Source organism: Hoeflea prorocentri (assembly GCF_027944115.1).
In the GTDB taxonomy this organism is placed as follows: Bacteria; Pseudomonadota; Alphaproteobacteria; order Rhizobiales; family Rhizobiaceae; genus Hoeflea_A; species Hoeflea_A prorocentri.
In genome coordinates, this window is sequence record NZ_JAPJZI010000001.1 from 1,365,322 (window position 1) to 1,389,368 (window position 24,047).

Genomic DNA, 24,047 nt, shown 5'->3' on the forward strand with positions numbered 1-24,047 from the left:
GCGATGGCGATGGCTGAAACTGGCGAACAACTTGATCCGCTCATGGTTGCGCAACGCTGGTCCGGCGAGGGGCGGGAGGTTGCGGTTGCAACCGTCATAGACACCTGGGGCTCGGCGCCGCGTCCGGTGGGCAGCCACCTCGTGATTGACGCTGACGGCAATTTTCACGGATCGGTTTCCGGCGGATGCGTCGAAGGCGCGGTCGTCAGTGAGGCGATGGATATCATATCGGGCGGCAAACCGCGCATGCTTGAATTCGGGGTCGCCGATGAAACAGCCTGGGAGGTCGGGCTGTCCTGCGGCGGCCGCATCCGGGTCTTCGTGGAAAAACTGGGGTAACGCGTGGATATCGATCTGCTTAGCCAACTGAATGCAGAGCGTGCCGCGCGCCGTGCGGCCGTGCTGGTAACCGATCTCGCTGATGGAAGCAATACGCTTGTAAAGGAAGGCAAAGCGACTCCGGGCACACTGGGGCCGATGGTGGAACGGGCGTTCCGAACCGGCAAGTCGGCTGCAGTCGAAGCCGATGGACGCCAGTATTTCATCAACGCCCATTTACCGCCGCCGCGTCTGGTGGTGATCGGAGCCGTCCATATTTCGCAGGCGCTTGCGCCAATGGCAAAGATTGCCGGATTTGACCTGAGCGTCATCGATCCGAGAACGGCGTTCGCGACGAGCGAGCGGTTTGAGGGGGTGACGCTCCATGCGCAGTGGCCTGAGGAGGTCTTGCAGGCGCATCCGCTGGATCCGTTTACGGCGCTTGCTGCCGTGACGCACGATCCCAAGATAGACGATGACGCCCTGAAAGCGGCGCTGGACGCCGGATGCTTTTATGTCGGCGCCCTTGGCAGCCGCAAAACCCATGCGAAGCGGGTGGCCAGACTTTCGGATATTGGCGTCACAGATGAGATGATTGCGCGGATCGCTTCCCCGATTGGTCTGGATATTGGTGCTTCGAGCCCGCAGGAAATTGCCGTTGCAATCCTTGCGGAGATTATTTCGGCCTTGCGGAAAAGACAGGTGGTAGGCAGTTGAAATTCGGACCGGTCTCAACAGCACAGGCAGTCGGCTGCGTGCTTGCCCATTCGTTGGTAGCGGGCAAGGTGCGGCTGAAGAAGGGACGGGTTCTTGACACGGAAGACGTCGCTGTGTTGGAGGGCGAGCACATTGAAGAGGTCGTCGTTGCCTGCCTTGAGCCCGGCGATATCGGTGAAGATCGTGCGGCTGAGGCGCTTGCCGAGGCACTTGACGTTCCGCAGATCAGGGCCGGACGGGCGGCCACCGGGCGGGTCAATCTGTTTGCCGACACAAACGGCCTTTTTCGTGCCGACGCCGAAATGGTCAACCGGTTCAACCGCATCGATCCGGCCATCACACTGGCGACCGTTGCCGACCATAGCCAGGTGAGCGCCGGCGAAATGGTGGCGACCATCAAGATTATCCCGCTTGCGGTTTCGGGCCAAAGCCTGAATGCCGCACAGGATGTCATTTCGAAGCCGGGCATACTTGCGCTCCGCCCGTTCCAAAGGGCGCGTGTCGGACTGGTTGCAACAACTTTGCCATCGCTCAAACAGTCTGTCATGGACAAGACCGCACGGCTTTTGCAGACGCGCCTTGATGCGTCCGGAAGCGTGCTTGCGGCCGAAAAACGGGTGCGCCATGACGCTGCGGCGGTGGCCGATGCAGTGTCGAAAATCAAGTCAGAGTGCGATGTGATCGTCGCGTTCGGGGCATCGGCGATCGTGGACGGCGAGGATGTCATTCCGGCAGCTATCAAGCTCGCGGGCGGTGCTGTTGACCATGTAGGCATGCCGGTCGATCCCGGTAATCTTCTTGTGCTTGGGCATGTCGGGCCGGTTCCGGTGATCGGGGCGCCTGGATGCGCGCGCAGTCCCAAGGAAAACGGATTTGACTGGGTGCTTGCCCGTATTCTGGCCGGTGAGACGCCTTCACCCGAGACGATTATGTCCATGGGTGTCGGCGGACTGTTGAAGGAAATTCCTACGAGGCCGCAGCCTAGGCTGAAAGGCGAAGGCGTCGATAAAGCCGATCTGCCGGTGGAGATCGTCGTTCTTGCCGCCGGGCGCGCCAGCCGTATGGCAGGTGCGTCAAAAGAGGACCCGCCCCACAAGCTTCTTGCCGAGTTCGACGGCGTACCGCTGCTGCGCAAATCATGTCAGGCGGCCCTGGCCAGCAAAGCTTCGGCGGTTACCGCCATTGTTGGCTATCGGGGTGAAGAGATGTCTTCGGTACTCGACGGTCTTGAAGTAACGGTCGTCGACAATCCTGACTTCGAGGAAGGCATGGCATCATCCCTGCGCCGTGGCGTGGCCTCACTGAACGAGCGAAGCGCCGGCGCGCTGATTATGTTGGCTGACATGCCGGCTGTTGAAGCATCTCATCTGGATACGTTGATATCGGCGTTTCAAAATGTCGGCGGTGAAGCCGTTGTCCGTGCGGCGAGTGGTCAGGTGCGGGGTAACCCCGTAATCCTGCCACGTTCCGCCTTCGATGCCGTCATGCGCCTGGAAGGCGATACCGGCGCACGCCAGATCATCGCCGCGAGCGGTTTGCGGGTTGTTGATGTTGATATCGGGGATGCCGCTCTGGTCGATGTCGATACGCGTCAGGCTGTCATCGAAGCCGGCGGTGTACTCAGGAATTGAGCCGCTTCAGGAAATCTTCGCCGCAGCTTCCAGGCCACGATCAATATCGTCCAGAAGATCGGCAGCGTCCTCAAGGCCGATCTGCAGGCGCATGACGGGTCCTTCTTCCGGAGCTTTGGCGACGGTGCGGTCAGCAAGCGAAACTTGGACTGCCAGGCTCTCATAGCCACCCCAGGAATAACCCAGTCCGAAAATCTCAAGGGCGTCCAAAAACGCGTGTGCCTTCGCGCGCTGCAGGTCGCGTGATGGTCCGCCGTCAAGAACGATCGAAAACAGCCCGCTTGCACCTTTGAAATCGCGTTTCCATAAATCGTGACCCGGAAAGTCCGGCAGGGCGGGGTGCAGCACGTTCGCTACGCCGTTTCGCCCCTGCAGCTTTTGGGCGATCTCAAGGGCGGTGTTTTGATGGCGTTCCAGCCTTACGCCCATGGTGCGCAACCCGCGAAGGACCTGATAGCAATCATCCGGGTTGCCGCAGGCGCCAAGGGCTGTGTAACCGTCACGCAAGCCCTGCCAGTACCGCTCATTGGCGGAAACAAGGCCCAGCAGTACGTCGGCATGGCCGCCCGGATATTTGGTTGCAGCGTGGATACTGATATCGACACCGAAATCGAGCGGCCGGAAGTAGAGCGGCGTTGCCCAGGTGTTGTCCATCATGACGATGGCATCCTGTTTGTGTGCGACGGCGGCAATGGCCGGTATATCCTGGATTTCCATGGTGTTTGAACCCGGCGACTCGGTAAACACCACTTTTGTATTGGGCTTCATCAGCGTTTCAATACCGGCGCCAATAAGCGGATCGTAATAGGTGACCTCCACACCAAGCCGTTTCAGCATCGTGTCGCAGAAACGGCGGGTCGGGAAATAGACCGAATCGACGACAAGCATGTGGTCGCCGGAACCGAGGAATGACAGCAGTGGAACCGTGATGGCAGCGAGGCCCGATGGAACGGCAATGGTGCCGGTCGATCCTTCAAGTTCATCGATCGCATCCGTCAAGGCATCGGACGTCGGCGTTCCATGGGTGCCATAGAGATACTTCTGATTTCCGCTCGCCATGGTTGCGGCATCTGGAAACAGCACAGTGGAGGCGCGCGCAATCGGAGGATTGACAAAGCCATGGAATTCGAGCGGGTCGTTGCCGCAATGGGCGAGCCTTGTATTGTCGCCCCATTTCGACCGGTTTTCTGACTGTGCCATTGGTTTTCCTGACGTGTCTGTCTCGGCGTGTCGGTCTACACCGGCACCGGCGCAAGTGCAAAGGCCTCATTGGCCATAGATGCGGAAATATTGGATATTATGTCCAGATTTCCCTGCAACCCCGACGCGTTTAACCAAATCCGGGACGAATTGTCATATTTTGAACATATGGACTTGACCCGGAGCGGGAATTGGGAATGTGATACCCGTGTCGAGAGCGTGTCAAAAAAGAGCGGTATATTGACGCTGATAAAAAACACGCTCTCAGGGAGTGACAAAAACAGGGCAATCGAAAAGGTTATACAAATGACAAGAAAAATCCTGTCGGCAATCGTCGGCACAGCGGTATTGAGTCTTGCGGCCGGTACCGCGTCAGCGGCGACCCTTGACGAAGTCAAGTCGAAAGGTTCGTTGCAGTGCGGCGTGAGCCAAGGCCTGCCGGGGTTCTCAAATCCGGATCAGGACGGCAACTGGACCGGTCTTGATGTCGATTTCTGCCGTGCAGTGGCTGCAGCGGTCTTTGGCGACGCATCAATGGTGAAGTTTACACCTCTGTCCGCCAAGGAGCGTTTCACGGCTCTGCAGTCAGGCGATATCGATGTTCTTTCGCGCAACACCACCTGGACCATGAGCCGTGATACGGCGCTGGGTCTGAACTTCTCTGTCGTCAACTACTATGACGGGCAGGGCTTCATGGTTCGCAAGGAAATGGGCATCAATTCAGCTCTTGAGCTTTCCGGCGCGTCCATCTGCACGCAGACCGGCACCACGACGGAGCTGAACGTGGCAGACTATTTCCGGTCCAACAACATGGACTACGAACTGGTCGCTTTCGAAAAGAACGACGAAGTGGTTGCAGCCTATGATGCGGGGCGTTGCGACGTCTTTACCACGGACCAATCCGGCCTTTATGCAAACCGTCTGAAGCTTGCCGAGCCGGCAGCTCACGTCGTTCTGCCGGAAATCATCTCCAAGGAGCCGCTTGGTCCGGCAGTCCGTCAGGGCGACGACCAGTGGCTTAACGTCATCAAGTGGACCCACTTTGCGATGCTGAACGCAGAGCAGCTTGGCGTAACGTCCGCAAATGTCGATGAGATGAAAAACAGCGACAACCCCTCGATCAAGCGGCTGCTTGGAACCGAGGGTGAGTTCGGTGGTGCCATCGGCCTCAGCAATGACTGGGCCTATAACATCATCAAAGAGGTCGGCAACTATGCCGAGGCCTTCAACCGCAATGTTGGCCCGGACACGCCGCTGGCAATCGCCCGCGGCCTGAACGCCCAGTGGAACCAGGGCGGCCTGCAATACGGTCCGCCGATCCGCTAAAGAAACAAAATGTGCCCGGCTTTCTCACGATCGCCGGGCACATTGCCTAAATAATGAATGAACCCGCCGGAAAGGCGGGCGTGGGGAAAAGACAGGCCCGGCCGCCGATGGAGTTTCGGGGCACGGGTGGGAGATCACATAATGGCTATGCAGGACGTTTCGCAGGGCGTCGGCCAGCCGAAGGTTGCTTTATTCAACGATCCGAAAATACGCGGCTGGGTCTATCAGGTCGTACTGCTCGTGATCATTGCATATCTGGCCGTTGTCGGCGTCCAGAACATGTTCGCAAACCTTGCGGCGCAGAACATTGCATCCGGCTTCGGGTTTATTGACCGGAACGCGGGATTCGCCATCAGCCAATCGCTGATTGAATACAACCAGGCGGAATCAAGTTACGGGCGGGTTTATCTCGTCGGTCTGCTCAACACCATATCGGTGGCCTTTGTCGGAATAATCATCGCGACTATCCTTGGCTTTCTGATCGGCATCGCCCGGCTGTCGCAGAACTATATCATCCGCCTTGTGGCCTCGGTCTATGTGGAAGTCTTCCGCAATATTCCCCTGCTGCTTCACATATTCATCTGGTATTTCGGTGTCTTGCGCCTGTTGCCGGCGGCAAGAGAAAGCCTTGGGCTAGGCGCCTTCGGCATGATCAATATCCGCGGTTGGTTCGCGCCGAAACCCATTCCGCAGGATTTGTCATTTCTGACGTTCCTGGCGTTTGTCATTGGTATCGTTGCCACCGTGGTGATCTATTACTGGTCGCGGCAGCGTCAGATGAGGACAGGGCAGCAGTTCCCCATCGTCTGGACAGCTCTCGGACTGATCGTCGCCTTGCCGATTGTGGTCTTTGTCGTCACCGGAGCGCCGCTCGAATTCGAATATGCAGAGATGGGACGCTTCCGGCCGACCGGCGGCATGACAATCGTGCCTGAGTTCATTGCGCTGCTCTTGGCGCTTGCCTCCTATACGGCTGCTTTCATCGCGGAAATTGTCAGGGCGGGTATTCTGGCCGTCAACAAGGGACAGTCTGAAGCCTCACATGCGCTTGGTCTGCGCAACAGTCCGACTTTGCGGCTGGTGATCATTCCTCAGGCCATGCGCGTGATCATACCGCCATTGACGAGCCAGTATCTCAATCTGACCAAGAACTCATCGTTGGCGGTGGCAATCGCCTATCCGGACCTGACCTCGGTTTTTGCCGGCACGGCGCTCAACCAGACGGGGCAGGCGGTTGAAATCCTTACGATGACGATGCTCACCTATCTGGCGCTGTCATTGCTCACCGCGGCGTTCATGAACTGGTATAACGCCCGTATGGCGCTGGTGGAGAGGTAAGACGATGGCTCAGACATCCCATGACACCTCCATTGCCTTTGTCCGCGAGGAAATGGTGGATGCATCGGCGGCTCCCGTTCGGGACATCGGTGCGATCGCCTGGCTGCGCAGCAACCTGTTTTCGACATGGTATTACACGCTGCTGACGTTGTTGGTCCTTTATGCGCTGTATCTAGTGATACCGCCGCTTTTCAGGTTCGCGTTTGTTGACGCAGTCTGGACCGGCACGGACCGGGCCGCCTGCACCACGATCGGGCAGGGCGGCGTGCAGGAAGAAGGCTGGTTCGGCGCCTGCTGGACCTATGTGGGCGCCTATTTCAACCAGTTCATCTACGGTCGATATCCCGATGCCGAGCAGTGGCGGGTCAATATCGTCTACGTGATGCTGTTCGGGGGACTGGCTCCACTGCTGATCCCGTCCGCTCCCTTCAAGGGTGCCAACATCCTGTTCATGACCATCATCTTTCCGGTCGCCAGCTTTATCCTGTTGACCGGCGGAAACCTGCACTATGGCGGTTTCCTGCTGCCGGAACTGTTTACGGACAACGCCACCGTCCGGTTCTGGATTGATTATCTGGTCGTCACACTTGTCCTTATGGCAATCGGATACGGGATCGCGCGGGGCACCGACTCCAATCCCAATCCCATTATCTTTAGCATTCTCGCCATTATGGGCGGGCTGGCGGTGGTCCTGCTGCTGTTTGCAGTGCCATTCGGCCTGGAGACGGTTGAAACGGACCGGTGGGGAGGGCTCCTGGTCACCCTGGTGATCGCGGTGACCGGCATTGCCGTATCGCTGCCGATCGGCATCGGGCTGGCGCTCGGGCGACGTTCCAACATGCCGATCGTCAAACTGTTTTCGGTGATCTTCATTGAGTTCTGGCGCGGCGTTCCGCTGATTACGGTTCTGTTCATGGCCTCGGTCATGCTGCCCCTGTTCCTTCCGGAAGGCACACATTTCGACAAGCTTCTGCGGGCGCTGATCGGCGTTGCCATGTTCTCGGCGGCCTATATGGCGGAGGTTGTCCGGGGCGGGCTGCAGGCGATCCCCAAGGGGCAGTACGAAGGTGCCATGGCGCTGGGGCTGAGCTTTTGGCAGATGATGCGAATGATTATCCTGCCGCAGGCGCTGACGCTTGTCATCCCCGGTATCGTCAACACCTTCATTGGCCTTTTCAAGGATACGACGCTGGTCCTTATTATCGGTCTGTTCGACTTTCTCGGGCAGATCCAGGCCAGCTTCTCCGATCCGAAATGGGCTTCGCCCGGTCAGGCCCTGACGGGTTACCTGTTCGCCGCGTTTGTCTATTTCTGGTTCTGCTTCGGTATGTCACGCTACTCGCAATACATGGAACGCCGGCTCGATACCGGCCACAAATCATAAGTCAGGGGAATAGGAATGTCTGAAGAGGCAATTCAGGAAGTAGACCGGTCAAAGATGACGGTGTCCGACACGGATGTCGCCGTCGAGATTACCGGAATGAACAAATGGTATGGCGATTTCCACGTGCTTCGCGATATCAACCTGAAGGTGATGCGCGGCGAGCGGATCGTCATTGCCGGACCGTCGGGGTCCGGCAAATCCACCATGATCCGGTGCATCAATCGCCTCGAGGAACACCAGCAGGGCAAGATCGTGGTTGACGGGATCGAGCTAACCAACGATCTGAAGAAGATCGATGAGGTGCGCCGTGAAGTCGGCATGGTGTTCCAGCACTTCAATCTCTTTCCGCATCTGACGATCATCGAGAACTGTACGCTGGCGCCGATCTGGGTACGCAAGATGCCGAAAAAGGAAGCCGAGGATGTTGCGATGCATTTCCTTGAGCGGGTCAAGATCCCCGAACAGGCGCATAAATATCCCGGCCAGTTATCCGGCGGTCAGCAGCAACGTGTGGCTATTGCCCGCTCGCTGTGCATGAACCCCAGGATCATGTTGTTCGATGAGCCGACCTCGGCACTTGACCCTGAGATGATCAAGGAGGTGCTCGACACGATGGTGGGGCTTGCCGAAGAAGGCATGACCATGTTGTGCGTAACGCACGAGATGGGTTTCGCACGCCAGGTCGCGAACCGCGTCATCTTCATGGACCAGGGCCAGATTGTCGAACAGAACGAGCCCGGCGAATTCTTCGACAATCCTCAGCACGAACGCACGAAACTGTTCCTGAGCCAGATCCTGCACTAGTGGTGGTTGGCCTACGGCCCGTTGATTGTTGATTTCAGGACTGAGCCGTCTTGCTGACGGCGGCTATGGCGTCGTAGCCGTAAAGCCAGTCAAAGTCGGACATGAGTTTTTCTGGTGATCTGAGCGACAATACAATGTCGCGCACCATGCGAACCGGCCCGCCGGCCTGGTAAGTAAATTTGTTGAAATCGCCACGCTTGCGAACCCTTGCAATGCGTGGTGTCCGTGCGGCGCTGAAGGTTTTGATGGCCTTTTCAATATCGCCGCCGGCCGTTGCCATACACTCGGCCAGCGCGCAGGCGTCTTCGATTGCCATGGCCGCGCCCTGTGCCGCATGCGGCGTGAGCGCATGGGCTGCATCGCCGATCAGCACCGTCCTGGCTCCCGCACTGAATACCGTTTGCCTGACCTCGAACAAAGGCCACCTTCTCCATGTGGTGTCTGCAAGCCAGGCGCGGATGCCTTCGTCCCAGCCCTTGAAGTGTTCGAGCAGTGAGGCCGGTTCCGCCGCAAGGTCCCATTCGTGACTGTCGATTGTACCAGCGGTGATGGCAATGACATTGACCGCATTGCGGCGTCCAAGCGGGTAAAGAACAAGGTGGGATCCGGGTGCCAGAAAGGCAGTGACCGTTGGGAGGCTATCCCCGTCGGATGAATACAAGTTTTCGCTAACACCCCGCCAGGCGACGGTGCCGGAGAAGGTCGCCGGGCTGTGTGCGGCGGCGATCTTTCTCGTCGATGACCAGACGCCGTCGGCTCCGACGACGAGCACCGGTTCCTCACCAACAATTTCGGTTATAATCGTCAGCAGATCGTCCTCGGTATCTGCCGCAATATGCTTTCCCATGTGCATTCGGACATTAGTCTTATCAGCAACGGCTGCCGCCAGTATATTCTGAAGGTCTGTACGGTGGGCAACCCCGTAGGGGGCATGCCAGCGCGTGCGTGCTGATTCGCCAAACTGCAATTCACAAAGAAGACGACGGCTGGTTCCCGAGCGCAGCGCCAGCGTTTTCGGCTCGGCAATGATGGAGGGCAGCGCGGCGGCCAATCCAAGGTCGATGAGAAGTCTTGTAACGTTTGGGGAGAGCTGCAGTCCGGCACCGACTTCCGCCAGTGCATCGTAACTCTCGATCACGTCGACATGGAAGCCGCGCTGTGACAGCGCAAGTGCGGCGGTCAGTCCGGCAATGCCTGCGCCAATAACAGCAATTTTTGGTTGCATTTTGTTGTCGTGACTAATTGGCAAATATGCCGCTTCTGAAGAACAGTCCGGTCGAATTTGGTCTGATGGTTTCCTGACAAGCGTACCATCTTTCGGCCATTGCTCAAACCCTGTTCAGATCAGCTTATCTCGACCTCGAATTTGCAGCCATTGGGTTTGGTCTCGCCCGGTTCCAAGTCGCTGTTGAAACGATAAAGCGTTGAGCAGTAGGGACAAATTATCTCATTGTCGCTACCCATGTCTAAAAACTCATGGGGGTGATCGAATGGTGCATTGGCACCGACACACATGAATTCCCGGACGCCGACCTCGATTGAAGGATGTCCGGCGTCGTTGTGGAAATGCGGGATGGGCTGCCCGGCCATTTCAGTTCTCCAAAGTCAAGTAGTCTGTCCAATCCATATACGCATGGTTGTCAAATGTGTAGAGAAAATACTCCTCCATATGTCGCATTTTTCAATCGGTATTAAAAAACTCCCACTTTTTCGGTGATTGTTACCTGACAGACAGGCCGGCGACCCGAACGGATTGTCGAAAGCCGGCCGGCTGGCATTCAGTATCCGTTTGCATTGATGCTTGAATGCGATGTTGAGAAATGTTCAAGATTGTCATATCTCACTGGTCCGGACTGCAACTTTGGAGCCGCGGAATGGATTTCAACCGCCTGCAGATGGACGAATTCGAGAATGACGGCGTCGGCATCGCCTTTCTGGACACCGGCCCGCGCGACGGTTTTCCGGTTCTGCTCATTCATGGCTTTGCCTCAACCGCTCACGTGAACTGGGTTCATACCGGCTGGGTGAGGGGGCTTTCCGAGGCCGGTTACCGGGTTGTTGCGTTGGACAATCGCGGTCATGGAGCAAGTGAAAAGCTTCACAACCCAGCTTTCTATTCGCCAGAGCTGATGGCATCGGATTCAAGGGCGCTGCTTGATCATCTCGGGCTAGGTCGGGCGCATGTGATGGGATATTCCATGGGTGCGCGGCTGAGCGCATTTCTCGCCCTTCAGGCGCCCGATGCCGTGCGCTCGCTTGTCTTCGGCGGTCTTGGTGCCGGCATGATTGACGGGGTTGGAGATTGGGCGCCGGTCGCAAGGGCGCTTCTTGCACCGTCCCTTGAGGATGTGAGCGACGAAACGGGCAAGGCGTTCCGGGCCTTCGCCGATCAGACGAAGTCAGACCGCATTGCGCTTGCGGCTTGTATTGAAGCCTCGCGCACGCTGGTCCAACCCGACCAGCTGCAGCAGCTCACCATGCCGACGCTCGTGGCGGTTGGAAGCAAGGACGTCATCGCAGGATCGGCGGATGAACTCGCTTCAAAAATGCCACATGCACGGGCGTTCGAAATTGCCGGTAAGGATCACATGCTGGCGGTGGGCGACAAGACCTACAAGGCGGAAGTTATCTCCTTTTACAGCAAGGCAGGGGCCTGATGAGCAATGCAACGACATCACAGACTGTGAACGACAGCGTTGTTTGTCACTATGAGGGTGCGCACGGCAACAGGCTTGCGGCGAGCGTTTACGAGGCCGAAGGCCCGCCCGTCCTGTTTTTCCACGGTGGCGGTCAGACGCGCCATGCATGGGATACAACGGCACGGGCGTTGCAAAAGGCCGGGCGCACTGCGATTGCCATCGATCAACGCGGTCATGGCGATAGTGAGTGGGTTACAGACAAGGCCTATGCTTTCGACGATTTTGCCGCCGATGTCGCCAGTGTTGCTCGCAGGATCCGCCGCGATTACGGTATAAGGCCGATCGTCATAGGTGCGTCGCTGGGCGGCATTTCCTCGCTTTCAGCGCAGTATGAATCCGGACAGGATCTCCTAAAAGCCCTGGTTCTCGTCGATGTTACGCCGCGCATGCGCAGGGACGGAGTCGACCGGATTTTGGGCTTTATGTCGGACCGAATGGAGGAGGGGTTTGTATCGCTTGAGGAAGCCGCCGATTCCATTGCAGCCTATCTTCCCAATCGCAGCCGCCCAAAATCCTTGTCAGGGTTGTCAAAGAATTTGCGTCTCGGCGATGACGGTCGCTATCGCTGGCACTGGGATCCGGCGTTTATAAACGGTCCGCGTCCCGTCAGCACCGGCCGTGACAATCCCGAAGCCTATCGTTCGCAGGCCGCGCGGGCGCTTGCCATTCCGACATTGCTCGTGCGCGGCCGGCAGTCCGAGCTTGTTTCAGAAGAGCATGCCGAAGAGTTTCTCAAACTGGTTCCGCATGCCAAGCTCGCCGATGTCTCGGGCGCCGGCCATATGGTGGCTGGTGATCGGAACGATATTTTTCAGGCGGCTATTCTGGAGTTCCTTGAAACAATCTGACCGATTTACCGTGCTATTTGCCGGAGAAGACCGGCGGTCTCTTTTCCTGAAAAGCCTTTCTACCTTCCTGGTAGTCTAGGCTGGCAAAAGTTGATTGCGCGATATTTTCCGCGAGCGTCCGGTCATCGGTGCTGCCACTGAGTACCGCGCGTATCGAGGCTTTGGAGGCGCGATTGGACAGCGGTGCGTTTGTGCAAATCTGCTCAACCAAGTCCATGGTGACCGCTTTGAGATCGGCAAGACCGCAAACCGACAATAAAAGCCCGGCAGAATGGGCTTGCCGCGCATTAAAGCGTCGGCCGGTGTAAAGCAGCGCGCGCGCCGTTTGTGGTCCGACGGCCTCGACGATATCGCTCATCGCATCGACCGGGTAGGCAAGGCCCAGCCTTCCCGCAGGCACGGCGAAGATCGCATCATTGCTCGCAATACGCATATCGGCGGCCGCTGCAAGACCGAATGCGCCGCCGAAGCATACGCCATTGATCATGGCGATTACAGGTACGGGGCAATGCCGAACGGCGCGAAATCCGTCTGCGTTCGATTTTTCATAGTCTTCGGCTGCCGAGCGTTCCTCTCTCAACTGGTCGAACTCCGTGATGTCAGCACCGGCGGAGAAATCCATCCCGCCTTCTCCCTCAAGGATGACGCAGCGGATATCTCCCTGGGCGCAAAGCCATTCAAGCGCTTGAGGGATTGTGCGCCACATATCAAAGGTGATCGCGTTTTTCCGTTCCGGTCGATTGAGGGTCAGGAAACCAGCCGTGCCGTCGGTAGAAGCGATAAGGGTCTCGGCGGCGAAAGTGTGCCTTGATTTCATCAAAAAGTTATCCATTTGAATCTTAATGTGTCTGGCCTATCTTTACCGAATGTTGTTTCTGTTGCGATAGAGATAATCTGGCCGGATCCGTGTAATTACACGGCCTTTCGAGCCACCGCCGGAGGAAGGTAATATGGTTGTTGGCAAAACCGTTGGCGCCAAGCAGGTCAAGGTTATGGATCCCATATGGGAAGCGATCCGGACCGAAGCGGAACAGGCGATCGAAAATGATCCGGTGCTTGCGACCTATCACTATTCGACAATCCTGAACTTCAGGACGCTTGAAGACGCGGTCATCCACCGCGTGTGCGAGCGGCTTGATCATCCGGATATGCCGACAAATCTCCTCAGGCAGACCTTTGAAGAAATGCTGGCAGACTGGCCGGAATGGAGCTCGGTGCTGCGTGTTGACGTACAGGCGGTCTACGATCGTGATCCTGCCTGTGGGCGCTTCATCGAACCGGTCCTCTATTTCAAGGGGTTCCATGCCATTCAGGCTCATCGCCTTGCCCATTGGCTTTGGGAGCAGGGGCGCACGGATTATGCGCTTTACCTGCAGAGCCGATCGTCCGAAGTGTTTCAGACGGACATCCATCCGGGCGTGCGCATGGGCAAAGGCATTTTCCTTGACCATGCTACCGGTCTTGTCGTGGGTGGAACCGCGGTGATCGAGGATGATGTGTCCATCCTGCAAGGCGTTACCCTTGGTGGAACCGGCAAGGAACAGGGTGACCGGCATCCGAAGGTGCGCCATGGTGTCCTGATCGGCGCCGGCGCCAAAGTGCTCGGCAATGTCGAAATCGGTTGCTGCTCGCGCATTGCATCGGGTTCGGTGGTGCTCAAGCCGGTTCCTGAATCAACCACTGTTGCCGGAGTGCCGGCGCGCGTGGTCGGGCAGGCCGGTTGCAAGGAACCTGCGCGTTCGATGGACCAGACATTGAACGACTGATTTGAAGCGGGGGACAAATCCGCTTCTTGTGGAAATGACGGGATTTGCCGCTGGGGGCTTTACACTGCCCGCCAAGCCATGCATGACACCGTTCGAATGGCACCAATACGGAGAGCGACTTGAAGCCTGAAGAACTGCGTAAGCTCGATTCCTACTTCAAACGGACGTTCAATCCACAGATGCAGGTGCGGGCACGACCGCGCAAGGACGATTCAGCCGAAGTCTATATCGGTGATGAGTTTTTGGGCGTGCTGTTCCGGGACGATGAAGATGGCGATTTGTCGTTCAACTTCTCCATGGCGATCCTGGATATCGATCTCGACGAGCACTGATCGCGCCCTGGCGAAGCTTCGGGGGCTGGCAGTACAAAAGAGCTGCGGCAGGCGTTGTCAGGCGGCGGGGCGCTTGTTGCCGGCAGCCAGAGCGCCTTTCACGAATGACGTGATGGACCGGTCAAGCGTTTGCCATTCGGGCAGGAGCCGGTGGGAAAACCGGTAAGTCAATGTCAGGTCCGGGGCGATGTTGACGTCACGCATGCAGGCACGGGCCCCATTGGGCAGGCCCTCGCTTCTGAGGCAGCGCACCACGAATTTGGACTGACCGGGCCGGTCGCCGATATAGAGATATTCGCCGGCATAGCGCGTATTGGCATCAAACTCGTATTCGGTGAGGCCGTGTTGACCAGGAATTGCCTGATCCGTTGTCAAACGGCTGTAGACCGAAGTGAGGCGCTCCGACATATCCAGTGGCATGGCGCGTTCCGACATTGTCAGGAAAACCAGTTGATGAGCATTTCCCGAACCGTTGAAAATGGCACTTTGCGCGCGTGAGTAGCCTTCCAGCGCCGGCCATGAGACATAGGCTTCAATGCGTTCATAGTCGCCGTCGACACGTTGGCTTTCAAAGCGGATCGTATTGGCCGGCAGTTCCAGGTGTTGATCGCCGATACGCAGTGCCACCGGTGCCGTTTCGGTACTGAAGCCGGCTGTCGCCATGCGCTGTCCCATCCAGCGCCCGCCAATGCTCAGCAGGATCGTAAGTACTCCCAGAACAGCGATGCAGATCAGGACCTTGCGTATCAGTTCCGGTGAAATGAGCGGTTCGTATTCGCCGGGCGACGTTGACGGAATTGTCTGATTCATGAATAGAGGTCCGGTCGCTCTTTGGCTTACTGGCTGGATTACAGGCTCCCGCAGATCATTCAGGACTATGGTTAAGGGGCGGTAAATTCGGGCGCTATGTCGCACCATTCACATGGAGTTAGAGGTACGAAATGCCGCTTTACAGTTTAGGAGACGACCGCCCGTCATTACCCGAGGGTTTTCACTGGATCGCCGATACAGCGGTTTTGATTGGAAAGATCACCGTTTATGACGATGTCGGTATCTGGTTTGGAAGCGTTCTGCGCGGTGACAACGAACCGATTGTGATCGGGCAGGGAAGCAACATTCAGGAAAATTGCGTCCTTCACACGGATATGGGATTTCCGCTGACCGTTGGGGCCGGGTGCACAATCGGTCACAAGGCGATGCTGCATGGCTGTACGATTGGCGACAACAGCCTTGTCGGCATGGGGGCGACGGTCCTTAACGGTGCACGCATCGGAAATAACTGCCTGATCGGCGCCGGAGCGCTTGTAACCGAGGGCAAGGAGATACCGGACAACAGTCTGGTGGTCGGATCGCCGGGCAAACCGGTACGCGAACTCGATGAGAAAGCTGTTGAGATGCTTCGCTGGTCAGCTCGCCATTATGTGGACAATGCCCGACGTTTCGCAAATGGGCTGAAACGTATCGATCCCTAGTGAAATTGGGGGTGGGAGCCGACTTTCGTCGGCTCCCAAGGCCATGGTCTGAGACGGGAAGGGTGGGGACTGACCGTGGCCTAAACTTATGCGTATCCCGCTTATTTGCTGTTGTATCCATACCGCGGCGTGCCCGTCCCACGCCCTTTGCGCTACTTGCGGATACTGCCAACCGATGTCGGTTGACCATGTTCAATGCTTTTCCAGCGTCCCGAATGGCGCGTGGATTGACGCTTCAAATAGGTGTATTCCGTGTCCCGCCAAAGCAGCACCTTGTTGCGCATATTATCCAGGATGTAGTCACCGAGGTCGGTCCGCACTGTCAGGACCGCATGGCCTGAGCCGTCAGGTTGGCGAACAACGGTGATCAGCAGATCTGCCGGCTTGAAACCTGCTTCCATGAGCATCTGGCGTTTCAGGAGGACGTAGTCCTCACAATCCCCAACCGACTCAGGATAAGCCCAGTACTCCTCGACACCGAAGATTTCCATGTCGGTCCGCGGCTCGATAGCCTGGTTGACCGAATGGTTTATCTCGATCATCTTCTGCCACGCGACTTTGGTCAGCTTCATGGGACGCGAACTGCGTGAACGCTGCCTGCATTCGCGAGGGTTGCTCTTGCAGAACTGATAGTGGCCAATTGGCTGGCTCGTCAGGCCGGTGGTGATCATATTGGCCGCATTTGCCTGTGTATGAACCGGCAAAGTCAGGATTGCGCCTATCAGCGCAGATCTGAAAAGTGTTGCGGTTTTCATGTCGTGTCTCCCCGTCGATTTGGTGGGAGCATGACATCTATGTTTTTAGATCACGCAAATATCTGCAGTATAAATAAGTATAAACTTTCGATTATTTGTATTTTACTTTGAATAAAATAAGTATAAAATTTGATTCAAATTTTAATGAATTGAAACTGCGAGACAGCACGGGCTGTCACCGTTGAAACCGGAGCATCCAGGCAATCTTGATCGTTGGAGTTTGGTGGAAGGCCCCGCTGCCGGCATGCGGCATGGTGCCGGGCAAAAGCCTGCGACGGTGCAGTTAGGACGCCCGAGTTTGTAGAATGGTCCAGCGGACGCAATGCCCGAGGCGACGGGCTTGGCATTCATGCGGAAAATTGAGGTGCTCGGGATTCAGGAAACCGCGTAGCTATGGATCCTGTCTGGGCAGGCAGTCATGCTCAGATAAAGTTTTCGAGCGATTCCGGCGGCTGGATCGTGGCGAATTCAATCGCGATGCCGTCATCGAAATGGCGCACCACACGGGCCCGCATCGTGCCCAGAATCACCTGGGTTCCCATCTCGGGACGGATTTCCAGCTCGAGCGCTGCGCCTGACATCGACAGATCGACGATGCGACAGGGATAGGTGTCTCCGTCAGCGAGCCGGATTTCGGCATTGGGGTTGCGCGGAACGATCCGCTCATGCCGCCTGTCTTCCGGAAGACCCAGCTCATTTCTGTTGGCAAACCATGTCAACTGGGCGGCGAGCTTCTGGCGCTTCCTGTCCGGTGCGCTGACCGCCATGCGGAACCCGTCGTCGAGCAGTTCGGTTACCTTACCCTCAATGCGGCCGATGTGATCGATATAGGAGACGATCCGCTCTTCCAGCCGGGGCAGGGCAGCACATTTGAATTGGACTTCACCGGGAGACATCTCGACCGCAACGCACTCATATTCGGTGAAATCGGCGCACATCAGCCGTCCGTGAAGATTGACCACAACGTTTTGATAGGCTGTGTCTTCATCCGGCTCCATGGCAATTGATTGTGCCGATCCTCGTGCAAAGTGCATGTGGGTTAAGTCCGCTCCTTGGAATTGTGCCATCACAATAGGATGTTCTGGTTAACAAGCGGTAATCAGATTAGCGCTCATTTTTATGGGTTTTGCCTTGCCCGGGGGCATTAGGGGAGTTTGAGAACGGGGGCGCGTCTACAGGGGTTCAACTGACCGCGGTTAAGGTTAACGGATGGTTTAGATTGCCAGGGCCCGGGTCTCATGGCACAACGGACTCAACACACTACAGGTTGTTTCAAAACAGCCATTCAGCACAAATTCGTGGTGGGGTGGGGCCCGACCAGAGCCGTTTGACAGCAATGTCAAACGGCTTCTTTTTTGCCAGCTGCCGGTATGCTAAGCAGGCGCCGCAATCTTTCCAGGAGTTGAAATGACCACTCAGCGCGCGCTTGATGAACCGGAAGGGGCTGGACCGGGCGGTCCCGGCGCGAGGCAGCCCATGTTCAACCTGCCCGCGGTGATTGTCTGGGTGCTGGCGATCATGTGGCTGGTGCAGTTGGTGCGCGACTTTTTGCTGAGCCGCTTGCAAAACCTTCAGGTCGTTATCGAGGGCGGTTTTATTCCGGTTCGTTACTCAATCGATCTGGGCGAGCAGAGCCTTGCCTGGTTGTGGACGCCCTTGACGTATTCACTGCTGCATGGCGGGTTTGCCCATATCATCGTCAACTCGATATGGCTGATGGCCTTTGGTGCGGTTGTGGCGCGCCGGATTGGAACAGGGCGTTTTCTTGTCTTTTGGCTGTTTTCCGCCGTCGCATCGGCCGGGCTTTACTGGCTGATGAACCAGGGCAGCAATGTGCCAATGATCGGTGCATCCGGTGTGGTTTCGGGCCTCATGGGGGCTGCCGCCCGCTTTGCCTTTCCGTCCGGCGGGCGTTTCAACCGCACCGATGCGCATCTTTTGCCACGTCTGACATTGGCGCAGGCGATGGGCAATAAAACCGTTCTCATCTATGTCGCCGTCTGGTTCGGGATCAATGCGCTCGCGGCCTTTGGTTTTGCGGCGGGAGCGGGCGACGGGGCACAAATTGCCTGGGAAGCGCATATTGGCGGCTTCATCTTCGGGTTCCTGCTTTTTCCGCTGTTTGACGTTCAACCGCGACACTGAAGGCGACACATCCGGACGGTTCACGGTGACCGGGCAATGACTTGCAATTCACATTCAGTGCGCGCACCATGTCCCTATTGAAAAACAGAGTGCACAATCTGGGCGTGCGCTTGGCGGCGTACGGCGCGAAAAGGAGGTCACGATGACAGTTAAAGCGATATTGGATCAAAAGGGGCGGGATGTTTTTACCGTCGGGCCGGATATCACCGTTGCCGAAGCCGGCAGACAACTATCCAAGCACAAGATCGGCGCGATTGTTGTCGTGGATACGTCAGGCAAGATCTGCGGCATCGTGTCCGAGCGCGATATCGTGCGGTCAATTGCCGAAAAGGGGCCGGCTATTCTCGAAAATCCTGTTTCGACGGTCATGACATCCAGCGTGAAAGTGTGCGACGACAACCACACGGTCAATCAGCTTATGGAAATGATGACGCAGGGACGCTTCCGGCACCTTCCGGTCGAAGTTGACGGAAAAATCGGCGGCATCGTGTCCATTGGCGATGTCGTGCGCATGAAAATCGAACAGGTGGAACGTGAAGCCGAAGAGATAAAGGCTTATATTGCAAGCTGATTTTCGATCTCACGGCGGAGAATTGGAGGCGGACGCGTTGCGGCCGCCTTTTTATTGATGCCGGTGCGTGATGATTGATCAGCCGTCCAGGGCAGCCTTAATCGTTTCGGCATTGGCTTTGAGCACATCCGGTTCTTCCATGGTGCTTGCTGGTGGTCCGAGCTTTACCCCGTCGAAACGCGGAATGACGTGAACATGGAGGTGGAACACGACCTGACCGCCCGCCGGCTCGTTGAATTGTTGGATGGTGACGCCGTCGGCGTTGAACGCCTTCATGGCGGCGCGCGAGATCTTCTGAACGCTGGCCATCACATGGCCGAGGTCCGCGGGTTCGACATCGAGAATATTGCGGGCGGGCGCCTTCGGGATCACCAGGCAATGGCCAGTGCCGCGCGGCATGATGTCCATGAAGGCGAATGTCTTGTCGTCCTCGTAAACTTTGTGACAGGGCATCGCGCCGGTCAGAATCTTGGCAAAAATATTTTCATCGTCATAGGCGGGCGTTTCGGTCATCTGTATCCTCGCTGATCATGAAGCGGCGCACGCAACGATTGCCTTTCGCAACTGCCTGCGTCAAGCATTGCACCTTGGACAAACCCTCTGTTGTGCCAAAAAGCCTTGATCCACCATCAAGATAGTGGCGAAGATGGGTTTTCACGCAATTTGTGCTTTGCCGGCGCCTTATCCTGGTCCGGTTGAATGCAGGACCAAACGGGAGATGGACATGGCATCGAAGAAAAACGTTTGTGAGGTGCTTCTGGACAGCCTGCATGTGGCTGGAGCGCGCCAACTCTTCGGGGTGACGGGTGACGCGCTCAACCCGCTGCTCGAGGCCATTCGCGGGGACGAGCGCTTTGAGTGGATTGCCATGCGGCACGAGGAAAACGCCGCCTATGCTGCCTATAGTCAGGCGGCATTGACTGGAGGGATCGGCGTGTGCGCGGGAACAGTCGGTCCCGGAGCGCTCCATTTGATCAACGGTCTTTACAATGCAAAACGCGAGGGCGTCGGTGTTGTCGCCTTGACCGGACAGATCGGTCACAAGGAGCGCAGCACCAACTACCACCAGGAAGTCAATCTGGAAAAGATGTTTGACGATGTCTGTGCGTTCCAGGCGGTCATCAACTCTCCTGAGCAAATGCCGCGCCTTGCGCAAATCGCCATCCAGCGCGCGCTTATCGGTCGCGAGGTCGTTCGCATTGAACTGCCCATCGATGTGACGGAAGAGCCGGTCCCCAACCTGCGCAAGCATTATCACATGGTGACCGAGGCTTCAGCGGTTGTTCCGCCGCAATCTGAAATCGAAAGAGCGGCGGAAATCATCAACAAAGGCAAGAAAGTCGCGTTTTTCTGCGGTGTGGGCTGCCGCGACGCCAAGGACATGATCATCGACCTGGCAAAGCGGGTGAAGGCCCCGGTCGCGCATACGCTCAAGGGCAAGGATATTTTCGACTACGATGACGGGCCGGTTGTCGGAATGACCGGGCTGATCGGAAATCCGGGCGGCTATCATGCCGTCCGGGACTGTGATGTGCTGGTCATGCTTGGCACCGACTTTCCCTATGAATGGTTCCTTCCGGACGGACCTGAAATCATCCAGGTCGACTGCAAGGTTGAAAATGTCGGCCGCCGGGCCTCGGTGACGGTGGGTCTTGTCGGCACGGTGAAAGAGACGCTCGAAAGGCTTGTCCCGCTTGTCCAAGACAAGAGCGATGACAGCTATCTCAAGACGCATGTCAAATGGGCCGGTAAATGGCTGGAAAGCATGGACAAGCAAGGCTCCCTCGAAAACGACGGCGAACCGCTGCATCCGCAGCTCTTTGCAAAGGCCATTTCCGACCATGCCGCCAGCGATGCGGTGATCGCGGCCGACGTTGGTCTCAGCACCGTTTGGATCGCCCGGCAAATGCGGTTGAAGGGCGGGCGCCGGCTTGTCGGCTCGTTCAATCACGGCTCTCTCGGCTCCGGTCTGCCGTCCGGTCTCGGCGCCGTTGCCACGGACCCGAAGCGCCAGGTCTGGGCCCTGTGCGGCGATGGCGGCTTTGGCATGGCCATGCAGGATTTCGTGACTGCGGTGCGTTACGGATGGCCTTTGAAAGTCATCGTGTTCAACAACAGCGAACTGGGCTTTGTGAAAATGGAGATGGAGGTCGGCGGCTATGCCTACAACGCCGAGGCCACGCATCTCGTCAATCCGGACTTCGCCGAATACGCAAAATCATGCGGCGGTGATGGGGTCCGGGTGGAAAGGGCCAAGGATATCATGCCGGCGATCAAGGCCGCGATTGATTCGGACAAACCCTTCTTAATCGACGCGATTGTCACCGCCGGTGAACTCGTCATGCCGCCGCATGTCTCAGTCGAGCAGGCCTGGGGCTTTGGAATGGTCAAGATCAAGGAAGGTATTCTTGGGCTCAAGGGCGATCATAAACAGTGGGACAACTGGAAAGAAGAAATCAAAGCCGCTTTGTGATCGTTACTGGATTGTAATGGATGCTCGAATTCCGTGAAGATATGCGTTAACAATTGCTTATGGAATTCGGTTAGGATTTGGTGACGATTGGCGCCTATCATTGGCAACCGGGTTTTGTGACGGGTAGAACATTGCCCGGTTCGGATAAGTGCAGCGTTCCGGAAACTGGTTGCGATGCCTCTTCCGGGTCGAAAATCGAGCATTGCCGCACCTGCGCGCGGCAATGACCGCTTGAGTGAGGAAGGGTATTGCAGGCCGATTGCGGCGCGTTTTTGGACTTCACCGTTTGAAGGTCCGTCCAACAAGCGAGTATCAGCCTTGCCTGCAGAAGGGTCCATGAACGGCGATCAGCGCTCCTTGACCGCAATGAAGGCAATGGCGTTCTCCCTCGCCATGGCGTTGCTGATTGTCACCCTGTCTCCCGGTCAGGCGGCCGCCTTCAAGATTTTCGGTATCCGGCTCTGGGGTAGCGAAGACGCCAAGGAAGCCGCAGAAGAGGTGCCCGACGCAGTGCCCTATGACGTCCATCTGTCTGTGGACGACGATGCTGAGCTGGGGGAGCTGCTGAACTCCATTTCGCTTCTGGTAACAAAAAAAGACTCGCCGCCTTCCGGAACGATCGGCCTTCTTACCCGCGCCAAGAATGACAAACGCCGCCTCGTTGCGGCGCTTTATTCCGAAGCCCTTTACGGCGGCACCGTCGACATTCTGATCAATGGCACAGCGTTCGAGAATGTACCGATCGATGCCGTTTTAAATCGCGGTGCGCCGGCAAGTGTGCACATCGATGTGGATGCCGGGCCGGAGTTCACCTTCGCCCGGGCAGATGCTCGGACGACCACTGGCGATACGATCGATCTTGCCCAGTTCGGGGTTGTTGTCGGGGAGCCGGCCAAGTCGGAGACGGTCGTCAATGCGGAGAGCAAGCTGGTCACGGCATGGCACGACGATGGTTATGCCTTTGCCAGGATCGCCAGCCGCGACATGATTGCCGACCACCGAAACCGCACCCTTGAGGTTGATGTGCGGCTGAACCCCGGACCGCTGGCAATTTTTGGTCCCGTCACGGTCTCGGGTGCCGAAGATGTTGATTCGGCCTTTATCATCCAGCAGGCCAACATACCGCAGGGCACTGTTTACAGCCCGAAGCGGCTATCGGATGCAAGCAAGAGGCTTCGCGGTCTTGGCGTGTTCGACAGCGTTGTTATCGTGGAATCGGAAGAACCGGGACCCGACAATTCCGTTTCCATCTCCATTGAAGTCAGCGAACGCAAACCACGAACGATTGGTGCCGGTGTCACCGCCGCAACGCAAGACGGTCTTGGGACGGAGGCCTTCTGGACGCACCGGAACCTTTTCGGTCGGGCCGAGCAATTGCGCATTGAGGGTGCTGTTTCCGGTATCGGTCGGTCCAATTTTTCGACGTCCCTCGATTATCATGTCGCTGCGACTTTTACGAAACCAGGTGTCTGGGGGCCAACGACATCTTTCAAGTCCCGTCTGGAAGCGCAGTATCAGGATACCGATGCGTTCAAGAAGCATTCCTTCAGTGCCAATGCCGGGCTGGAGCGCGAGTTTGACGACCAGTTGACCGGTTCCGCCTATCTTGACGTCGAATATGCGCGCTTCCAGGACACGGACGGTCCTTCAACCAGCGTTCTGGTTTCGGTGCCACTGGAACTGATTCGCGATACGCGAGACGACAGACTGAACCCGACAACCGGATACAGGGCCCTTTTGTCGGCGGAGCCGACCTATGACGTTCACAATGGTGACAGTTTCTTCAAGACGCAGGCCGGCTTGAGTGTCTACCGCGCGCTCAACAGCTCCGGTTCCTTTGTTCTGGCGGGCAGGGTGCTCGTCGGGTCCATCTTTGGCGCCGACCTTTCGGAGGTGCCTGCAGACCGGCGGTTTTATGCCGGCGGTGGCGGCTCTGTCCGTGGATATGAATTCCAGTCGGCTGGACCGCGTTCGGGCAGTCAGCCGACGGGTGGGCTGTCACTGGTTGAAACCTCCATTGAGGCGCGATTGCGCGTGACGGAAAACATCGGCCTTGCGGCCTTTATCGACAGTGGCGGCGCGTTCACCTCGTCAACGCCCGGGCAGGGCGGCGAGTGGTTTACCGGCGCCGGGGCAGGGATACGCTATCTCACGCCCGTTGGTCCGCTGCGCGTCGATTTGGGCGTTCCGCTCAACAAGATCAGCGGCGATCCCGATTTTGGAGTTTATCTGGGCCTTGGTCAGGCGTTTTAGGTTGGCGGTGCCAAT

At 57.3% G+C, this 24,047-nt stretch carries 24 protein-coding genes; 16 read left to right on the top strand and 8 right to left on the bottom strand.

Annotated elements, in window-relative coordinates; all coding sequences use genetic code 11:
• The first annotated feature begins 9 nt into the window (after nt 1-9).
• Genes OQ273_RS06290 through OQ273_RS06300 form a run of 3 tightly spaced genes read left to right on the top strand, consistent with a single transcriptional unit; the run spans nt 10 to nt 2,666 of the window.
• On the top strand, nt 10-339 hold the full coding sequence (locus OQ273_RS06290) for an XdhC family protein (protein WP_267989617.1): 330 nt from the start codon (nt 10-12) through the stop codon (nt 337-339).
• A 3-nt stretch (nt 340-342) separates the two neighbouring features.
• Complete coding sequence (locus OQ273_RS06295) at nt 343-1,035, top strand: XdhC family protein (RefSeq protein WP_267989618.1); 693 nt, start codon at nt 343-345, stop codon at nt 1,033-1,035.
• Entirely contained in the window at nt 1,032-2,666 is a 1,635-nt protein-coding gene (locus tag OQ273_RS06300; protein WP_271292089.1) for a molybdopterin-binding/glycosyltransferase family 2 protein, read from the top strand. The genes OQ273_RS06295 and OQ273_RS06300 overlap by 4 nt, the downstream gene beginning before the upstream one ends.
• Before the next feature lie 6 nt (nt 2,667-2,672).
• Here OQ273_RS06300 and OQ273_RS06305 read toward each other — a convergent pair whose 3' ends face one another.
• Nucleotides 2,673-3,866 carry a cystathionine beta-lyase gene (locus OQ273_RS06305; protein WP_267989620.1) on the bottom strand — a complete coding sequence of 398 codons (1,194 nt, stop codon included), beginning with the start codon at nt 3,864-3,866 and terminating at the stop codon, nt 2,673-2,675.
• Between the two features lie 306 nt (nt 3,867-4,172).
• Between OQ273_RS06305 and OQ273_RS06310 the strand changes: the two genes are divergently transcribed.
• From OQ273_RS06310 to OQ273_RS06325, 4 genes are all read left to right on the top strand, one after another.
• Nucleotides 4,173-5,192 (top strand): amino acid ABC transporter substrate-binding protein, encoded by a 1,020-nt coding sequence (locus OQ273_RS06310; protein WP_267989621.1) that lies wholly within the window; start codon nt 4,173-4,175, stop codon nt 5,190-5,192.
• 141 nt (nt 5,193-5,333) lie between these two features.
• Nucleotides 5,334-6,530 (top strand): amino acid ABC transporter permease, encoded by a 1,197-nt coding sequence (locus OQ273_RS06315; RefSeq protein WP_267989622.1) that lies wholly within the window; start codon nt 5,334-5,336, stop codon nt 6,528-6,530.
• A gap of 4 nt (nt 6,531-6,534) precedes the next feature.
• Nucleotides 6,535-7,914 carry an amino acid ABC transporter permease gene (locus tag OQ273_RS06320; RefSeq protein WP_267989623.1) on the top strand — a complete coding sequence of 460 codons (1,380 nt, stop codon included), beginning with the start codon at nt 6,535-6,537 and terminating at the stop codon, nt 7,912-7,914.
• Between the two features lie 15 nt (nt 7,915-7,929).
• A complete protein-coding gene (locus OQ273_RS06325) occupies nt 7,930-8,718 on the top strand; it encodes an amino acid ABC transporter ATP-binding protein (protein WP_271292090.1) in 789 nt (262 codons plus the stop codon).
• Between the two features lie 34 nt (nt 8,719-8,752).
• On the opposite strand, the gene OQ273_RS06330 is transcribed toward OQ273_RS06325, so the two are convergent.
• Both OQ273_RS06330 and OQ273_RS06335 read right to left on the bottom strand, forming a co-directional pair.
• On the bottom strand, nt 8,753-9,943 hold the full coding sequence (locus tag OQ273_RS06330) for an FAD-dependent oxidoreductase (protein WP_267989624.1): 1,191 nt from the start codon (nt 9,941-9,943) through the stop codon (nt 8,753-8,755).
• Between the two features lie 119 nt (nt 9,944-10,062).
• Entirely contained in the window at nt 10,063-10,308 is a 246-nt protein-coding gene (locus tag OQ273_RS06335) for a zinc-finger domain-containing protein (RefSeq protein ID WP_267989625.1), read from the bottom strand.
• A gap of 284 nt (nt 10,309-10,592) precedes the next feature.
• Here OQ273_RS06335 and OQ273_RS06340 point away from each other — a divergent pair, with 284 nt between their 5' ends.
• Nucleotides 10,593-11,375, top strand: coding sequence for an alpha/beta fold hydrolase (locus OQ273_RS06340; RefSeq protein WP_267989626.1), 783 nt, complete (start codon nt 10,593-10,595; stop codon nt 11,373-11,375).
• Nucleotides 11,375-12,265 (top strand): alpha/beta fold hydrolase, encoded by an 891-nt coding sequence (locus OQ273_RS06345; protein ID WP_267989627.1) that lies wholly within the window; start codon nt 11,375-11,377, stop codon nt 12,263-12,265. Before OQ273_RS06340 ends, OQ273_RS06345 begins: the two co-directional genes overlap by 1 nt.
• A gap of 13 nt (nt 12,266-12,278) precedes the next feature.
• On the opposite strand, the gene OQ273_RS06350 is transcribed toward OQ273_RS06345, so the two are convergent.
• Nucleotides 12,279-13,082, bottom strand: a complete 804-nt coding sequence (locus OQ273_RS06350) for an enoyl-CoA hydratase-related protein (RefSeq protein WP_267989628.1) — start codon at nt 13,080-13,082, stop codon at nt 12,279-12,281.
• 133 nt (nt 13,083-13,215) lie between these two features.
• On the opposite strand from OQ273_RS06350, the gene cysE reads away from it, so the two are divergent.
• Entirely contained in the window at nt 13,216-14,031 is an 816-nt protein-coding gene (cysE, locus tag OQ273_RS06355; protein WP_267989629.1) for a serine O-acetyltransferase, read from the top strand.
• A gap of 119 nt (nt 14,032-14,150) precedes the next feature.
• Complete coding sequence (locus OQ273_RS06360; protein WP_267989630.1) at nt 14,151-14,363, top strand: DUF3126 family protein; 213 nt, start codon at nt 14,151-14,153, stop codon at nt 14,361-14,363.
• Nucleotides 14,364-14,420: 57 nt separating this feature from the next.
• On the opposite strand, the gene OQ273_RS06365 is transcribed toward OQ273_RS06360, so the two are convergent.
• Nucleotides 14,421-15,173: a hypothetical protein gene (locus tag OQ273_RS06365; RefSeq protein ID WP_267989631.1), complete on the bottom strand. Its 753-nt coding sequence runs from the start codon at nt 15,171-15,173 to the stop codon at nt 14,421-14,423.
• A 131-nt stretch (nt 15,174-15,304) separates the two neighbouring features.
• On the opposite strand from OQ273_RS06365, the gene OQ273_RS06370 reads away from it, so the two are divergent.
• Nucleotides 15,305-15,835 (top strand): gamma carbonic anhydrase family protein, encoded by a 531-nt coding sequence (locus OQ273_RS06370; protein ID WP_267989632.1) that lies wholly within the window; start codon nt 15,305-15,307, stop codon nt 15,833-15,835.
• Nucleotides 15,836-15,987: 152 nt separating this feature from the next.
• Here the strand turns inward: OQ273_RS06370 and OQ273_RS06375 are convergent, their stop codons facing one another.
• Nucleotides 15,988-16,590 carry a transglutaminase-like cysteine peptidase gene (locus tag OQ273_RS06375; protein ID WP_267989633.1) on the bottom strand — a complete coding sequence of 201 codons (603 nt, stop codon included), beginning with the start codon at nt 16,588-16,590 and terminating at the stop codon, nt 15,988-15,990.
• Nucleotides 16,591-17,012: 422 nt separating this feature from the next.
• The gene (locus OQ273_RS06380) at nt 17,013-17,624 is read right to left on the bottom strand and encodes a PilZ domain-containing protein (RefSeq protein WP_267989634.1); all 612 of its coding nucleotides are present in this window, start codon (nt 17,622-17,624) and stop codon (nt 17,013-17,015) included.
• 373 nt (nt 17,625-17,997) lie between these two features.
• On the opposite strand from OQ273_RS06380, the gene OQ273_RS06385 reads away from it, so the two are divergent.
• Both OQ273_RS06385 and OQ273_RS06390 read left to right on the top strand, forming a co-directional pair.
• Nucleotides 17,998-18,735 carry a rhomboid family intramembrane serine protease gene (locus tag OQ273_RS06385; RefSeq protein ID WP_267989635.1) on the top strand — a complete coding sequence of 246 codons (738 nt, stop codon included), beginning with the start codon at nt 17,998-18,000 and terminating at the stop codon, nt 18,733-18,735.
• Nucleotides 18,736-18,877: 142 nt separating this feature from the next.
• Nucleotides 18,878-19,306, top strand: a complete 429-nt coding sequence (locus OQ273_RS06390; protein WP_267989636.1) for a CBS domain-containing protein — start codon at nt 18,878-18,880, stop codon at nt 19,304-19,306.
• Between the two features lie 78 nt (nt 19,307-19,384).
• On the opposite strand, the gene OQ273_RS06395 is transcribed toward OQ273_RS06390, so the two are convergent.
• On the bottom strand, nt 19,385-19,819 hold the full coding sequence (locus OQ273_RS06395) for an HIT family protein (protein WP_267989637.1): 435 nt from the start codon (nt 19,817-19,819) through the stop codon (nt 19,385-19,387).
• A 211-nt stretch (nt 19,820-20,030) separates the two neighbouring features.
• Here OQ273_RS06395 and OQ273_RS06400 point away from each other — a divergent pair, with 211 nt between their 5' ends.
• Nucleotides 20,031-21,779 (top strand): thiamine pyrophosphate-dependent enzyme, encoded by a 1,749-nt coding sequence (locus tag OQ273_RS06400; RefSeq protein ID WP_267989638.1) that lies wholly within the window; start codon nt 20,031-20,033, stop codon nt 21,777-21,779.
• Nucleotides 21,780-22,115: 336 nt separating this feature from the next.
• Complete coding sequence (locus OQ273_RS06405; protein ID WP_267989639.1) at nt 22,116-24,032, top strand: autotransporter assembly complex protein TamA; 1,917 nt, start codon at nt 22,116-22,118, stop codon at nt 24,030-24,032.
• The last annotated feature ends 15 nt before the right edge of the window (nt 24,033-24,047 follow it).

Coding starts and splice junctions, on each gene's coding strand:
- OQ273_RS06290 (WP_267989617.1), top strand. CDS start 10: ATGGCTGAAACTGGCGAACAACTTGATCCGCTCATGGTTGCGCAACGC.
- OQ273_RS06305 (WP_267989620.1), bottom strand. CDS start 3,866: ATGGCACAGTCAGAAAACCGGTCGAAATGGGGCGACAATACAAGGCTC.
- OQ273_RS06310 (WP_267989621.1), top strand. CDS start 4,173: ATGACAAGAAAAATCCTGTCGGCAATCGTCGGCACAGCGGTATTGAGT.
- OQ273_RS06315 (WP_267989622.1), top strand. CDS start 5,334: ATGGCTATGCAGGACGTTTCGCAGGGCGTCGGCCAGCCGAAGGTTGCT.
- OQ273_RS06320 (WP_267989623.1), top strand. CDS start 6,535: ATGGCTCAGACATCCCATGACACCTCCATTGCCTTTGTCCGCGAGGAA.
- OQ273_RS06325 (WP_271292090.1), top strand. CDS start 7,930: ATGTCTGAAGAGGCAATTCAGGAAGTAGACCGGTCAAAGATGACGGTG.
- OQ273_RS06330 (WP_267989624.1), bottom strand. CDS start 9,943: ATGCAACCAAAAATTGCTGTTATTGGCGCAGGCATTGCCGGACTGACC.
- OQ273_RS06335 (WP_267989625.1), bottom strand. CDS start 10,308: ATGGCCGGGCAGCCCATCCCGCATTTCCACAACGACGCCGGACATCCT.
- OQ273_RS06340 (WP_267989626.1), top strand. CDS start 10,593: ATGGATTTCAACCGCCTGCAGATGGACGAATTCGAGAATGACGGCGTC.
- OQ273_RS06345 (WP_267989627.1), top strand. CDS start 11,375: ATGAGCAATGCAACGACATCACAGACTGTGAACGACAGCGTTGTTTGT.
- OQ273_RS06350 (WP_267989628.1), bottom strand. CDS start 13,082: ATGAAATCAAGGCACACTTTCGCCGCCGAGACCCTTATCGCTTCTACC.
- cysE (WP_267989629.1), top strand. CDS start 13,216: ATGGTTGTTGGCAAAACCGTTGGCGCCAAGCAGGTCAAGGTTATGGAT.
- OQ273_RS06365 (WP_267989631.1), bottom strand. CDS start 15,173: ATGAATCAGACAATTCCGTCAACGTCGCCCGGCGAATACGAACCGCTC.
- OQ273_RS06370 (WP_267989632.1), top strand. CDS start 15,305: ATGCCGCTTTACAGTTTAGGAGACGACCGCCCGTCATTACCCGAGGGT.
- OQ273_RS06375 (WP_267989633.1), bottom strand. CDS start 16,590: ATGAAAACCGCAACACTTTTCAGATCTGCGCTGATAGGCGCAATCCTG.
- OQ273_RS06380 (WP_267989634.1), bottom strand. CDS start 17,624: ATGCACTTTGCACGAGGATCGGCACAATCAATTGCCATGGAGCCGGAT.
- OQ273_RS06385 (WP_267989635.1), top strand. CDS start 17,998: ATGACCACTCAGCGCGCGCTTGATGAACCGGAAGGGGCTGGACCGGGC.
- OQ273_RS06390 (WP_267989636.1), top strand. CDS start 18,878: ATGACAGTTAAAGCGATATTGGATCAAAAGGGGCGGGATGTTTTTACC.
- OQ273_RS06395 (WP_267989637.1), bottom strand. CDS start 19,819: ATGACCGAAACGCCCGCCTATGACGATGAAAATATTTTTGCCAAGATT.
- OQ273_RS06400 (WP_267989638.1), top strand. CDS start 20,031: ATGGCATCGAAGAAAAACGTTTGTGAGGTGCTTCTGGACAGCCTGCAT.
- OQ273_RS06405 (WP_267989639.1), top strand. CDS start 22,116: ATGAACGGCGATCAGCGCTCCTTGACCGCAATGAAGGCAATGGCGTTC.